The sequence below is a fragment of the Draconibacterium orientale genome (assembly GCF_900111425.1).
Classification (GTDB): domain Bacteria; phylum Bacteroidota; class Bacteroidia; order Bacteroidales; family Prolixibacteraceae; genus Draconibacterium; species Draconibacterium orientale.
This window is the reverse complement of record NZ_FOHT01000001.1, coordinates 311,109-325,020: the sequence shown is the minus strand read 5'-3', so window position 1 is coordinate 325,020 and position 13,912 is coordinate 311,109. Positions and strand designations below refer to the sequence as shown.

Genomic DNA, 13,912 nt, shown 5'->3' with positions numbered 1-13,912 from the left:
TTTTATTTTAATGATCTTCTTTTTCTCATTTAAGCATTTAATCCTTTATACATTTACGCATTAATCTGTTCTGGTTGCTTCCGCGGGATTTAGCTTCAGCGCTTTTCGTGCCGGGTAAATTGCAGAAATCAGTCCGGTTAATACCACCAATGCTATTAATATGCCAAGCGAGTGCGATGGAAAAACGGTTGCAATTTCTGTTGACATGCCGTATTGTTCCAAACCCTGGGCAAATGCCGAAAGATTAATTGGGTGATTCTCGAAAATTCTGGAAATGCCGATTCCTAAAAGTATTCCAACGACTCCGCCTGTCAGCGTAAGCATTATCGATTCCAGAATGATCATGTTAAAGATTTTTCGATTGTTCATTCCAACCGCCATCAACATTCCAATTTCCTTTACGCGTTCCAGCACAGCCATCAGCATGGTGTTGATAATGCCAAAACACAATGCGAAAAGAATGATCAGGATAAAAATGTACATGTACTGATCCATTGAATCGGTAATGAGCGACATTTCCGGACTCAGTTCTTTCCAGGTTTGTACGTCCAGTGCTTTGGCTATTTTTTGCACCGATGGTTTTACCAATGGTGCGTAACTGTTGTCTTTAAGCAGAATGGCAATCTCGTGAACAGCATCGGGTTGAATGCCAATTTGCGATTGCAGGTCGTTGATGTTGACAAACAAATGCATTTCATCAAAACCGGTGTTTACCGTTTTGTAAATGCCCGCCACACGGTAACCTTTTGATGATAAATCGCCGTTAAAATCTACGAGCTGGACATTTATTTTGGTGCCCACCTTTAATCGTAGTTTATCGGCCAGTTTTTTACCCACCAGTACTGGTGGCATCCGGCTGGTTTTTTCAAGGTAAGTACCATCAACCAGGTGTTCCCAGATGTCGGTCACCTGCTTTTCCTTTTCCGGATCGATTCCCAGCATTTTTCCGCCGCCCGTTCCGTGAGCTGCCATAATAAACGGCTCAGCAATCAGACGGGGAGAGGCAGCTTCTACAGAATCGAGTGCTGCAATTTTTTCGGCCAAAGCAAAACCGTCGGGAATAAATAATTCCGATTCGGTGTTATCCAGAAAACCTGGAGCGTGAACTTGTATGTGCGATAACTCCGATTTTGTGGCCGATTCAATCCGCGAATTGTACATGCCATTCATAAATGCCATCATGAATATTCCTGCAAACAGGCCCAGTGCAATGGCCGCAATCATAACGATACTGCGGGTTTTGCTTCTCCAAACGTTTCGCCATGCTATTGAAAGTATCATTTTGTTTTATTTAAGCCGGAAGCACGAAGTGGTACTCTTCATATCCAAACTGTTGTATTCCTTATTATTATTCATCTTCATTATTGTGAGAACTGAAAACTATTACTGAGAACTGAAAACTGCGACTGTAAACTTTCTTACGCTCGCATTGCCTTTGTGATTTTTAAACGACTAACATTGGATATTGGGAAAATCGTTATAAAAATGCTGATGATGAAAACCACGATCATCTGGTTGTAAAAGAGCGAGGCTTTCATGGAAACGAACATGTATGGTTCCATGCCATAGATTTCGGTGGCTTTTGCCATGTCGCCGGTAAGCGGAATCGGGTTGTAGAAAAAGTACAGGCAGAAAAAGTAACTGATTATCAATCCTACTGCACAACCGATAAATCCGATAAAAAGCGTTTCGATAAAAACCAGCGAGGCTAGTTTTCGTTTTTGCATTCCAATGGCGTGTGTAACCCCAAATTCGCGCTGGCGTTCTTTCACCATCATAATAACCACGCTAAACATGCCAAAGGCGATAACCAGGTAGAGAATGCCCAGCATAATAATTCCGCCGCCGCGGTCGCTTTGAATTATTTGCAATAGTTCAGGAGTCATCTCTGTCCAGGTCATTACGGTGTTCTTTTCCGGCAGGATTCGTTCGATTTCTTGTTTAATGTGATTTACACGATAATGATCATCGGTCATTACCACCAGCGAAGTGGATAAACCATAGGCTGAATAAAATTCGCGGGCCGTTTCAATTTCCATGTAAATTAAGCGCTTGTTAAACTCTGCGTTAGGATGTTTAATAATTCCTTTTATCGGAAACAGGCCACTCGCACTAATGCCGTGGTAGCCTTGTGAGATCATCACCAGTGTATCGCCAACGCCCAGTTCCAGGTATTTGGCCAATCCTCCGCTGATTACCACTTCTTTATCGCCTGATTTAAGAAAGTCTCCCGACTGTATTTTTTTCGAAAGGTTGGTGATCTGATCCTCGGCTTCAGGCTCAATACCCATCACCATGACCGGTTTGCTTTTCATGTGGTCGGCAGCCAGCGAAAACGATTCCAGCCGGTTCGAAACCAGCGAAACATTTTTTATCTCCTTTATTCGATTTTGTAATTCAGAATCTACCTCAAAGCTGTTGTCAAGCGTGCGTTCGTCCCAATAAGCAGTATCTTGTATCTGCAAATAGCCGGTGTAGAATTTTACGGAATTATTGATCATGCTGTCGTACGAACCTTCCTGCATCGATCGCATATACGAGGCCAGCAACACACTAAACACGATAGACGATATGGCAATGATAGTCCGGCGTTTGTTCCGCCACAAGTTGCGCCATGCTAGTTTTAGGTTTGTTCTCATTTGTTAATGCTTAAATGCGTTAATGCATAAATGCTTAAATGTTCGTTTTTTTGTGACACCTTCTTAATATTGATACTATTTACCGTTGAGGTTTTTGTAAGTGGTATCTTTTGCTTTTGTCATGATTTTTGAAATTTCAATAGCTTCTTTTATCAGGCGTGTCAGCTCTTTTGGATCACCAGATAAGTTTGCTTCTTCAATCACTTCGAGCCAGTACAATGATTCGTCAGATTCTTCAACAACAATACAAACTTTACTGAAGAACTCTGATTTTGAACGTCCCCGGCAAGCTGCCCTGTAATTTGCTCCTGTTGATGTTGCTGATTTAATAAGTTGATAGGTAATAACTGAGGTTGCTTTGCAATTCTTTAACGTTTCACAAAAAAGAATAATATCCACCGCAAACTTTTTTGTTCGTTGTTTTAGCTCTTCAATAAATTTATCTTTTGTATTCATCCGTTTAAAATTTTTTGATTTCTGAATGTTCAAAAAATTTGAATACATTCAGGAACTCACATAAATTTTAATCATTCTTGTTTTTGAATTTATGATTTAAAAAGTTCATGTTCGTTTCATAGTATTATCTTTATTAGTTGACTTAAAATTAAAGCATTAAAGCATTGAAGCATTTTCGCATTAAAGCATTGTCACCTGATTCTCTTCATATTCTGCTGCGAGAAAAAGCTCTCTTTCAAATCAACGTCAAACTCAATAGCGTCAAAAATCATAACTGTTTTGTTGCCTTCTTCATCGGCCGGAATCATTTCCAGGCGTGTTGGCATTTCTCGGTCGTCCATCATTTTTATATTCGTCAGAATTTCGGTATTTACCAGGTAGCCGTCTTCGTCGTAAAACTCTGCTTTCAGCCAGTGCAGTTCTTTTTTCGATATCCACATCATCACTTTTCCCCAAACAACGGGTGCATCTTCGTGTGGTATCAATTCAATTTTGTAGCACGAATAACCGTCAACTTCTTCTTCGGCCAATAATTTGTTGGAATAGTCTTTTGCCATTTGCGATTCTTTTACCAAATCGTCGTTGGTAAAATCCGAGCCCATCCACGACTGCATCATCATCGAGGGCGGAATTTTTATCATCCGCTCAATGTTAGGCACCCAATTCCACATCTCTTTATCGCGTTTCAGAAAAACCTGGCCTTTTTCTTTGGCCGGTGCGGTAATGTAAATCAGCGAATAGTCGTTTCCCAGCGTCCAGTTTTTCATCGATACTGTTCGGCTCCATCCCGGGCGTTCAATAATCATGGTTATTTCGCTGCGGCTCGATTCGCCCCTGAATTTTTCGTCGGCTTGTTTTATAATGGCGGTCATGTCCTGGGCAAAAACTGCGAGAGCCAAAAGCACTGTTGCTATTGTGAGTACTATACGTTTCATTATTCGTTGATTTTAAATTTCATGTTACAGCTTTTTTATCCTGTACATTGGGAGCATACAGCTGTGGCAATTAATTTAAGCGGGGGCGCGGTTACTTGTTGTTTTAACTTTTCCGATATGCTTAATTTGTTGCAGACGGCCCCGAATTTTTTAGTCATAACCAAAGCTTTGGTAAAAGTTATGCGATGGCTGATTCAATTGCAAATAAATTGGAGAATTATTGACCGGCTATTCAGTAAAAATAATAAAGCGTAGCCGTAAGGGATTAAAAAGAAGGGTAGGTGATAAAAAAGGTTAAATTATGCGAACAATTAAAGCAATGCAGCAATTGTTTCAAACATTTGAAAAATTACTTGCTTTCTTTGCGCCCAATTGTTTTAACAGAACCGGGGCCTAATTAACCCCGTTATTTATAATTTACGTAAATGAAAATATTTGAAGGACATTCTTTCCATATACCCGTTCTGGGTGTTGGATTTTCAATGGACACACCTGTAAATGTAGCACCCTTCGGAATTTCATCGGTGATTTCGCTTGTTGACGATTCACTGATGGAAACGATACGCGAATTCTACTGTAAAAAGTTTGATTTGCCGTTTACTGCCATCTCTAAAAAAGTGGATGACCACAGGGCAAAACGCATAACATCGTACCTGAATACGATGGAAGAAGTGGTAACCCAAAAGGTGGAAAGCCTAAAAGCATCGCTGTTGAATGTTGGTGGCGAATTGGAAAAATATTACGATATGCTTCCTGAAGCATCGGAACTGAAGGCGAAATTCAACAACCTTGGATTTAAAAAATCAGTAAGCGAAGAACTGAAGAAGTGGGTGAACGAGAAATTACCGGTAGGGTCGATTGATGTAAACATTATGACCAAACTCGACCAGGCGAACAAAAAAGATGGCGAAGAACTTCCCATCGAGTATAACGATGCACATGCGGCACTGCGTGGTTTTGCCAACAGTAAGCTGAGTTCGTCGCTGGTGCTTTCGGCCGGAATGAGCCCGCGTTTGTACAGCTACATCGAAAATTTCAAGGACTTCTTTCCTGATATTACCGGATCGATGAAAAAGAAAATTATTCTGAAAGTAAGCGATTTCCGGTCGGCACTGGTACAGGGCAAAATGCTGGCTGCAAAAGGGCTTTGGGTATCCGAATACCGTATTGAGTCGGGGGTAAACTGTGGTGGACACGCGTTCCCTACCAATGGTGTTTTATTGGGGCCTATTTTGGAAGAATTCCGGCAGAACCGCCAGAAGTTATTCGATACCTGTGTAGAGGTTTATAAAACGGCGCTTCATAAAAAAGAAATTTCGCAACCGGCAGAAGATCCGGAAATGAAGATTACGGCGCAAGGCGGTGTAGGAAATGCAGAAGAGCACAACCTGCTACTTGAGCATTACAACATGGACAGTGTTGGCTGGGGATCGCCGTTTATGCTGGTGCCCGAGGTGGTAAGTATCGATAATGAAACGATGAATCTGTTGGCCGATGGCAAGGAAAAAGATTACTATTACAGTGGCTTGTCGCCGCTGGGGGTGCCGTTTAACAGTATTAAAGGTGCATCAATGAGTAATTTGCGCCTGGCCATGGCTGCCGAGGGAAATGCCGGAATGCCTTGTACGAAAGGATTTTTGCGCTTTAATACCGAATTTACCGAACAGCCGGTTTGTACCGCATCGCGCAAATACCAAAGTAAAAAGCTACAGGAACTGGAAACGATGAACCTGCCCGAAGCAGAATACAAAAAGGCCTACGATAAAATTATTGAACGCGAATGCCTGTGCATCGGACTGGGAATTTCCATGCTGCAATCGAAAGGCATTGCAGTAAAGGAAAACGAAAAAGTAACCGTTTGTCCGGGGCCAAACCTGGCTTACTTTTCGAAAATATCGAGCCTGAAAGAAATGGTGGATCACATTTACGGTCGTATTAATTTGTTGGATAAAGGTTATCGTCCGCACATGTTTTTGAAGGAGCTGAGTATGTACCTCGATATTTTTAAGGAGCGTATGGAAGCATTTCAGAAAAATGCCGACGACGTAAAAGAAAAACGTAACCTGGTAAAATTCAAAAGCAACCTGATGGACGGCATCGAGTACTACAAAAACTTTTTTGGTGAAAAGAAAAAGGAAGTGGTTCAGGAATTGGAAAAACTTATTCAGAACTATTCAGTGCTGAACGTGGAATTGTAAGTTTTTACATTTAAACGATACTTAAGCGGGATTCATTTGGTTGGGTTCCGCTTTTTATTTGTATTAAATATTAGACCTTCAAGGTTTTCAAAACCTTGAAGGTCTTGTGGTTAAAATCAGGCACAAAAAAACTCCCACCGAGGCAGGAGTACAGGAATTTCTTTCCTTTGGCATATAGCCTTATTGTGATAAGATGTAAAATTGAATTTCTATGTTATTGAACAGATGCTTTGCAAATGTTCAGTAAATATAGTGTAAAATGATCAAATTTCCTACATTTAACATCATATTTTTTTCAAAACCTTTTATAACCACAATAATAATGGCTAAAATTTTAGGACTCGACCTCGGAACAAACAGTGTTGGATGGGCTGTTGTGGAAAAACAAGACGGAGAATTTTCTTTGTTAGATAAAGGAGTGAGAATTTTCCAGGAAGGAGTGAAAATTGAAAAAGGCATAGAAAGTTCGAAAGCGGCAGAACGAACAGAACATCGCAGTGCCCGAAGATTGAAATTCCGCAGAAAGCTACGCAAAGTAAAAACCCTTAAAATGCTTTCGGAATATGGTTATTGTCCGCCATTAACAAACGAAGAATTAGACTTGTGGCGATACAAAAAAATATATCCACAAAATGTTAGTTTTCGTAATTGGTGGCATACCGATGAGAAGTCGGAAAAACACCCTTACTTTTTTCGAAACCTGGCAATAACTCAGCAACTTGATTTAACCAACGAGGAAGACAGACATAAGTTAGGTCGTGCATTTTACCACATGGCGCAGCGTCGTGGTTTTTTGAGTAATCGTCTGGAATCTACCCCAGAGAATGAAACAGGGAAAGTAATTGGTAGCATTAAAGAATTGCAAAAGAAGAAGGGGGATAGAACTTTAGGTCAGTATTTTTACGAAGATTGTTATTTGAAGGGAGAAAAAATAAGAGACCAATATACTCACCGCGAAGATGACTACCTGGATGAATTTAAACGTATATGTGCATTTCAGCATATTCCGGAAGAAATACAGCAAAAGTTACACAGAGCTATCTTTTACCAGCGGCCGTTAAAATCGCAAAAAGGATTGATTGGTAAATGTGTGTTTGAACCCAATAAACCCCGTTGTGCAGTTTCTCGGCCGGAGTTTGAAGAGTACCGGATGCTTTGTTTTATCAATAACATTAAAATAAAAACACCTGATGATGAAAAGTTGAGACCGCTCAATACTGAAGAAAGAAAAAAAATAATCCCACAATTCTTTAGAAAAAGTAAAGATCATTTCGACTTTGAAGATTTAGCCAAACAACTTGCACCTAAAAAACAGTACAAATATTACAGGGACAGGAACAAAAATCCCGAGGATTACCTGTTGAACTATTCAATGAAAACAACGGTGAGTGGTTGCCCTGTTTCGGCTCGTTTTAAAGATTTATTTGGAGCCGATTTTATTGATGATGATTTCTCTTTCGTGAAAGACAGCAATAACAGAACGCCCAAACTTATAACTGATGCCTGGCATGTTCTTTATACTTTTGATTCTGATAAAAAATTGAAAGAATTTGCCCTGAATCGTTTGAATTTTACTGATGAGCAGTGCACAACATTCCTGAAAATCCGCTTAAAACAAGACTTTGCTTCATTAAGTCTGAAAGCAATAAACAAGATTCTACCTTATTTGCGCGAAGGTTTAATTTACTCGCATGCCGTTTTTTTAGCCAATATGGAGGAGACAGTGCCTGTTCATATCTGGAAAAACGAAGAGAATAGAAAAGTAATAAGAACGGCCATAAAAGAGATTATTGAAAACCATTCGGACAATACCACAATTGTGAATATGGTGAATGGATTTATTACCAATGCCCGACGAGAAAATGAAGTGTGGAGCGAAGAGGCTAAACAGTTGTACTTTAATGATCTGGACAGGAAGATAAAAACGACTTTTGGAGCAAAGCGGTTTGAAAACTTTTCGGAGTATAAAAAAACGAATCTTATCAACACGGCGCAACAATTGATAACCGAATTTATGCCTAAAAACCTTGGAAAAGGAGAACATGTAAAAGTGGATCGCCTCGACGAAGCTGTTTTATCATTTCTGGCCGATAATTTTGGAAAGGAAAACCTCAATGCAAAAAAGTTATATCATCCCTCGGCAATTGAAACTTATAAACCCGCCAAAAGAGGAAAAGATGGAAGACTGTATCTTGGCAGCCCGATCACATCGTCAGTTCGGAATCCTATGGCGATGCGTGCGCTGCATCAACTTCGTTTGGTAATAAATGAATTGATTAAAAACGGTTTAATCGATACCAATACCAAGATTAACGTAGAAATGTCGCGCGGTTTGTTAAATGCTAACGAACGAACCGGATTAAAGCGCTGGCAAGACGACAGGGAGAAAAAACGCAAAGAATATGTTGATCGAATAAAAGAACACTTCTCGCCCGATTATCAACCTTCGGAAGATGAGGTATTAAAATATCAGCTATGGGAGGAGCAACGACGCATTTGTTTATATACCGGCAAGCCAATCAGTATTGAAGATTTTCTGGGAGCTGATCCGAAATTCGATATTGAACACACCATACCACGCAGCCAGTCGTACGACAATTCGCAGGAAAATAAAACGCTTTGCGAAAATGAGTTCAACAGAAAGGTTAAACGAAATAGAATTCCTTACGAATTAACGAACCACGCCGAAATAATAGTACGGATAGAGCATTGGAAAGAAGAAATTGAGAAGCTGGAGAAAGAGATTCAAAAGGCAGTTCGTCAGGCGAAAGGAGCTGTCGATAAAGATCAAAAAGATAAGGCCATTCAAAAACGTCATCAGCTTAGCTACGAGCGTAACTATTGGCAGAATAAGTACAAGCGCTTTACGATGGAAGAAGTGCCTGAAGGCTTTAAAAACAGCCAAATGGTAGATATTGGTATCATTACTAAATATTCGCGACTCTATCTGAAAACCGTTTTCTCAAAAGTATATACAGTAAAAGGCAACACCGTTGCTGATTTTCGTAAAATGTGGGGCCTACAGGATATCTACACTAAAAAAGCCCGTGTTAATCACGTTCACCACTGTATCGATGCCGTTACAATAGCTTGCATGGATAAAAGTAATTACGAGACTCTGGCTAAGTTTTATCACGACTGGGAAGAATTGTATGTTGCAGGAGTCGATCAACTTCCTCCGGTAAATAAACCTTGGCCAACTTTTACCGAAGATGTTAAAGGAGTTGAAAAAGAAATACTGGTATCGCACCATACCCCCGATGTGTTGCCAAAACAAAGCAAAAAGAAGCTGCGGAAACGTGGAAAAATACAGTACAATAAAAATGGTGAACCAATATATCAGCAAGGTGATAGTGTAAGAGGCAGTCTTCATAAAGAAACCTTTTATGGAGCCATAGAAAGAGAAATTCTGAATAAGAAAGGCGAAACTGAAAAGCAAATAAAATATGTAGTAAGGAAACCGCTTGACGGTTTGGAAGATTCGGCCATTAAAAATATTGTTGACGATAGAGTGCGCGAAATTGTAAGCCATGCACGGAAAGAAGAAAAGGAAATCCAAAAGCAAATTGATGCGCTTTTAAAACAACGCAGAAAAGCCGAAGAAAATGAAGAAGCTGAAATCGATAATAAAATCGCCGAACTAAAACAGCAGATTGTTGAACTATATTCTCTGCCCAACAAAAACGGAGCTCCTGTGCCTATAAAAAAGGTTCGGGTTTATCAAACTCCCAAAGGAATTTTAGAAATAAAGAAGCATAGAGATTGCATAAAAAAACATAAGGCAAACTATCTTACAGAAACAGATGATAATTACATTATGGGGATTTATGAATATTCTCAGAACGGTAAAATAAAACGCAAGTTTAAAGCTTATAACAATTTTACTGCTTCTAATTATTTGCGTTCAGATATTAAAAAAAGCTTATCGCCACAAGGAATTGGAGCAATTAGTGCTATGTTGCCGAATAATTTTATCAACGAAAAGGGCATTGAATTAAAATTGAAGGCTGCACTTAAGATAGGAACTCTTGTTATAATGCACATGCCAGATGAAAATTTAAATGATCTTACCAATTGGGATGACCTGCAAAAACGACTATACAAAGTATATGGATTTAGAGGAGATGATGGCCGAATTAAACTACGATTTCATAATGAAGCGAGACCTGATAAGGAACAGGAGAAACCTTCTAGTTCATTTTCACTTGATATTATTCATTCAAAGCTTATTATATCACTCGGCAATTTCCACGCTTTAATTGAAGGCATAGATTTTAAAATCGACCCACTCGGAAACATAAAACGTATTAACTAATCCTTCAAGGTTTCCAAAACCTTGAAGGATTTGGGGCAACCGAAAACAAGCGGCCAGCCTAAGCCAAAGTTCCAACCTTTTCCAAAGTTTCAAACTTTGGAAAAGGTATCCGAAACAAATACCGAATAGATAAACCGTAAAACAACACAATGTGCTAAAAACCAAAACAAAACTGCTAAAAACCACTGCGGAATGGAAAAAACCAGCGCGAAACGGCATTTACCGCGGAGAAATACAAAAAACCGGCGCGGAATGGCTCACTACCAGCGCGAAACAGAAAAAACCACCGAGGAATGGAAAAAACCACTGCGAAATGGAAAAAACCAGCGAGAAATGCAAGGCAACGCCGTTGTATTGCATTCCGCGCCGGTAAATTGCATTTCTCGCTGGTAAATTGCATTTCGCAACAGAAAAAAACAGAAAACCAAAGTATCGTTCATGTAAATATTGTTAATCGACCCGGAACAGTGGAAAAACCCAAAACTGCTGGAGAATAGCCTCCAATTTTCAGTTTCTCCCAATGTTCGTCCTTCAGCTGCCTGTTTAGGCAGGATACGTTTTAAATTTTTTTCAGATTTAAATTTTCACAAATGAATGCATCACAAATGAATGTGGACGAAATTTTATTTCAGTCGGGATTGCGTATTAATAACAGCTTAAGCGATCCGCTTATTCTCAATGCAGTTAGCCTTATGGGCTACAATCAGGAAAAACTTTTGGAAGGACAAAACCTGCTGGACGAGGCTACCACTTTGGTTGAAACTCAAAAGCGCGAATACGGCGAGGTGGATGCCGCCCAACAGGTTTTCGATAACCAGCGCACAAATGCACACAAAGTTTATATGGCCGTTTTGGCCATCAGTAAAATTGCTTTTAAAGGCGATGTACAGGCTATTTCAACCCTCGATTTAACAGGGCGCCGTGCTTCTACCTTCAGCGGATGGTTAAACCAAACCCGTAGTTTTTACCGGGCCATTTTGGCCAACGAAGCCTGGAAAACGGAGCTGGCAAAATACGGGCAAACCGAAGCGATGTTGACCGGAGAGCTCGCTATGATTGATGCTGTTGCTACCGCATCGGAGAATAAGAAAAAGGAAATGGGCGATGCCCAGAATGCGACACAAGAGCGCGACGAAAAAATGGAAGAACTGGCCGAATGGGTAACCGACTACGAAGTTATTGCCCGTATAGCCCTGGCCGATAAACCTCAGTTGCTGGAAAAACTGGGTATTGTGGTGAAAGGCTGATCTTGTTCGAACCAGACCTTCAAGGTTTTAAAAACCTTGAAGGTCTATTAGTAAAATAAAGAAATGAAAACCATCCTGCTCGAATACGGAAATTTCTATCACATCTACAACCGTGGAATTAACGGCTGCAACCTGTTCCGCGAGAATGAAAACTATGAGTATTTTCTGCATTTGTACGATAAATATATTTCGCCGGTGGCAGAAACCTTTGCCTGGGTATTGATGCGGAATCATTTTCATTTTTTGATTAGAATTAAAACTGTTAAGGAACTAAACCTTCAAGGTTTCCAAAACCTTGAAGGTTTGAAAGGAACAAACAGAAATGGGGTTAATCAACAATTTGCAAACTTGTTCAACGCCTACACCAAAGCCATAAACAAACGTTATCACCGCACCGGAAGTTTGTTCGAACATCCGTTCCGAAGAATAAAGGTTGAATCTGATGCCCATCTGAAATATTTAGTTTATTATATTCACCATAACCCAATCCATCACGGTTTTTGCGATCATTACCTTGATTATCCGTGGAGCTCGTACCTAACAATTGTATCGCCAAAAGCTACAAAACTAAGTAGGGCAGAAGTGCTAAAGTGGTTTCGTGATAAATCGAATTTCGAAAAGTTTCATTTGCAGGAAGAAATAAGAAAATTCGATGAATTGAATATTCGTTTACCGGGAGACCTTTAAGGTTTAAAAAAACCTTAAAGGTCTGTATATAAAAACCAATTAAGTTAAAACCATGCTAAAACGAACCTTATTCATCTCCAACCCCTACTACCTGTCGTTAAAAAACAAACAACTGCAGGTGAGCGAAAGGGGAGGGATGTTGCTAAAATCGGCCCCGGTTGAAGATATCGGCTTCCTGGTGCTCGACCATCCCCAAATTTCATTCTCGATGAAACTGGTAGAAGAACTGAGCGAATACAATGTGGCTACCGTTTTTTGTAACAGCAAACATATGCCCTCGTCGATGTTGCTGCCGCTCGATGCCCATCACATTCAAAGCGAACTTTTCAGGGCACAGATAGCAGCTTCCGAACCGCTGAAAAAGAACCTGTGGAAACAAACCATCGAGGCAAAAGTGAAAAACCAGGCGGCCTTACTCGATAAATTGGGGAAGAAAAGTTTACAACTAAAAAATATTGCTAAAACAATTAAAAGTGGCGACAGCGATAACCGCGAAGGCTTTGCTGCCCGTATTTACTGGACGGCTTTACTCGGAAAAGAGTTTATCCGCGACCGCTACGGCGCACCACCCAATAATTTTCTGAACTACGGCTATATTCTGTTGCGTTCGGCTGTGGCACGGTCACTGGCGGGGTCGGGGCTGTTGGCTACGCTGGGCATCCACCACCGCAATCGCTACAACGCCTTTTGCCTGGCCGACGATATAATGGAACCTTACCGTCCTTATGTTGATGAAATTGCCTGCGACCTGGATGAAAAATACCCGGGAACATTTGCGCTCGAAAAGGAACACAAAGCCGAACTGTTGCAGCTGATGACAGCAGATGTAAAAATTGGCGACAACAAACGTCCGCTTATGGTAGCCCTGTCGCAAACTACTGCCTCGCTGGCCCGCTGTTTTGCCGGCGAACAACGTAAAATCATTTATCCGGTGTTTGGATAATCTTTTCAAATTAGACCTTCAAGGTTTCTAAAACCTTGAAGGTCTGAAAACACGAACAATGCTATGCAACAAACCCGATTAAACGCCTATCATATTATGTGGTTATTCGTTTTTTTCGACCTCCCGGTTACCACCAAAAAGGAGCGCCGGCTGGCAACCCGTTTCCGGAAAGATCTGATGAAAGATGGCTTTTCGATGATGCAGTTCTCGGTGTATAACCGCCATTGTGCCAGTAAGGAAAGTGCCGAGGTGCATATAAAACGTATCAAAAGTTTTATCCCCGAACACGGACAGGTAAGCATACTTACCGTTACCGACAAACAATACGGAAACATCGTTAATGTATGGGGCAACAAATCGAGCCCCTTGCCCGAAGGCCCCAAACAGTTGGAAATGTTTTAATTGACTTTCTTAAACCTTCAAGGTTTCGAAAACCTTGAAGGTTTGGATGGAAAACACTATATTCGAACTCCGTTCTTTGATATTGTGACC

Annotated in this window: 11 protein-coding genes; 7 read left to right on the top strand and 4 right to left on the bottom strand. The window is 40.5% G+C overall.

All coding sequences use genetic code 11. The annotated features are described in order from the left end of the window. Positions 1 to 60: 60 nt before the first annotated feature. The 4 genes from BMW53_RS01275 to BMW53_RS01260 form a co-directional block, all read right to left on the bottom strand. Complete coding sequence (locus BMW53_RS01275; RefSeq protein ID WP_038561126.1) at positions 61 to 1,281, bottom strand: ABC transporter permease; 1,221 nt, start codon at positions 1,279 to 1,281, stop codon at positions 61 to 63. A 137-nt stretch (positions 1,282 to 1,418) separates the two neighbouring features. Beyond that, positions 1,419 to 2,639 (bottom strand): ABC transporter permease, encoded by a 1,221-nt coding sequence (locus BMW53_RS01270; protein WP_038561129.1) that lies wholly within the window; start codon positions 2,637 to 2,639, stop codon positions 1,419 to 1,421. A gap of 75 nt (positions 2,640 to 2,714) precedes the next feature. Then, the gene (locus tag BMW53_RS01265; protein WP_038565158.1) at positions 2,715 to 3,095 is read right to left on the bottom strand and encodes a four helix bundle protein; all 381 of its coding nucleotides are present in this window, start codon (positions 3,093 to 3,095) and stop codon (positions 2,715 to 2,717) included. Positions 3,096 to 3,286: 191 nt separating this feature from the next. Continuing rightward, a complete protein-coding gene (locus BMW53_RS01260) occupies positions 3,287 to 4,030 on the bottom strand; it encodes an outer membrane lipoprotein-sorting protein (RefSeq protein ID WP_038561132.1) in 744 nt (247 codons plus the stop codon). Between the two features lie 425 nt (positions 4,031 to 4,455). Between BMW53_RS01260 and BMW53_RS01250 the strand changes: the two genes are divergently transcribed. The 7 genes from BMW53_RS01250 (at position 4,456) to cas2 (ending at position 13,822) form a co-directional block, all read left to right on the top strand. After that, positions 4,456 to 6,228, top strand: coding sequence for a hypothetical protein (locus tag BMW53_RS01250; RefSeq protein ID WP_038561135.1), 1,773 nt, complete (start codon positions 4,456 to 4,458; stop codon positions 6,226 to 6,228). A gap of 322 nt (positions 6,229 to 6,550) precedes the next feature. Then, positions 6,551 to 10,543 carry a type II CRISPR RNA-guided endonuclease Cas9 gene (gene cas9 / locus BMW53_RS01245; protein ID WP_175463505.1) on the top strand — a complete coding sequence of 1,331 codons (3,993 nt, stop codon included), beginning with the start codon at positions 6,551 to 6,553 and terminating at the stop codon, positions 10,541 to 10,543. 192 nt (positions 10,544 to 10,735) lie between these two features. Continuing rightward, positions 10,736 to 10,936 (top strand): hypothetical protein, encoded by a 201-nt coding sequence (locus tag BMW53_RS01240; RefSeq protein ID WP_139177988.1) that lies wholly within the window; start codon positions 10,736 to 10,738, stop codon positions 10,934 to 10,936. Positions 10,937 to 11,133: 197 nt separating this feature from the next. Next, positions 11,134 to 11,790, top strand: a complete 657-nt coding sequence (locus BMW53_RS01235; RefSeq protein WP_038561141.1) for a PQLLE family protein — start codon at positions 11,134 to 11,136, stop codon at positions 11,788 to 11,790. Positions 11,791 to 11,853: 63 nt separating this feature from the next. Further along, positions 11,854 to 12,477, top strand: coding sequence for a hypothetical protein (locus tag BMW53_RS01230; RefSeq protein WP_038561144.1), 624 nt, complete (start codon positions 11,854 to 11,856; stop codon positions 12,475 to 12,477). A gap of 52 nt (positions 12,478 to 12,529) precedes the next feature. Next, positions 12,530 to 13,420 (top strand): type II CRISPR-associated endonuclease Cas1, encoded by an 891-nt coding sequence (gene cas1, locus BMW53_RS01225; RefSeq protein ID WP_038561147.1) that lies wholly within the window; start codon positions 12,530 to 12,532, stop codon positions 13,418 to 13,420. Positions 13,421 to 13,516: 96 nt separating this feature from the next. Continuing rightward, positions 13,517 to 13,822 (top strand): CRISPR-associated endonuclease Cas2, encoded by a 306-nt coding sequence (cas2, locus tag BMW53_RS01220; RefSeq protein WP_217642862.1) that lies wholly within the window; start codon positions 13,517 to 13,519, stop codon positions 13,820 to 13,822. Positions 13,823 to 13,912: the final 90 nt, after the last annotated feature.

What these genes read in the sequence shown, in the direction of transcription:
- BMW53_RS01275 (WP_038561126.1), bottom strand. Translation starts at nt 1,281, where the DNA reads ATGATACTTTCAATAGCATGGCGAAACGTTTGGAGAAGCAAAACCCGC.
- cas1 (WP_038561147.1), top strand. Translation starts at nt 12,530, where the DNA reads ATGCTAAAACGAACCTTATTCATCTCCAACCCCTACTACCTGTCGTTA.
- cas9 (WP_175463505.1), top strand. Translation starts at nt 6,551, where the DNA reads ATGGCTAAAATTTTAGGACTCGACCTCGGAACAAACAGTGTTGGATGG.
- BMW53_RS01235 (WP_038561141.1), top strand. Translation starts at nt 11,134, where the DNA reads ATGAATGCATCACAAATGAATGTGGACGAAATTTTATTTCAGTCGGGA.
- BMW53_RS01260 (WP_038561132.1), bottom strand. Translation starts at nt 4,030, where the DNA reads ATGAAACGTATAGTACTCACAATAGCAACAGTGCTTTTGGCTCTCGCA.
- BMW53_RS01250 (WP_038561135.1), top strand. Translation starts at nt 4,456, where the DNA reads ATGAAAATATTTGAAGGACATTCTTTCCATATACCCGTTCTGGGTGTT.
- BMW53_RS01270 (WP_038561129.1), bottom strand. Translation starts at nt 2,639, where the DNA reads ATGAGAACAAACCTAAAACTAGCATGGCGCAACTTGTGGCGGAACAAA.
- BMW53_RS01240 (WP_139177988.1), top strand. Translation starts at nt 10,736, where the DNA reads ATGGAAAAAACCAGCGCGAAACGGCATTTACCGCGGAGAAATACAAAA.
- BMW53_RS01265 (WP_038565158.1), bottom strand. Translation starts at nt 3,095, where the DNA reads ATGAATACAAAAGATAAATTTATTGAAGAGCTAAAACAACGAACAAAA.
- cas2 (WP_217642862.1), top strand. Translation starts at nt 13,517, where the DNA reads ATGTGGTTATTCGTTTTTTTCGACCTCCCGGTTACCACCAAAAAGGAG.
- BMW53_RS01230 (WP_038561144.1), top strand. Translation starts at nt 11,854, where the DNA reads ATGAAAACCATCCTGCTCGAATACGGAAATTTCTATCACATCTACAAC.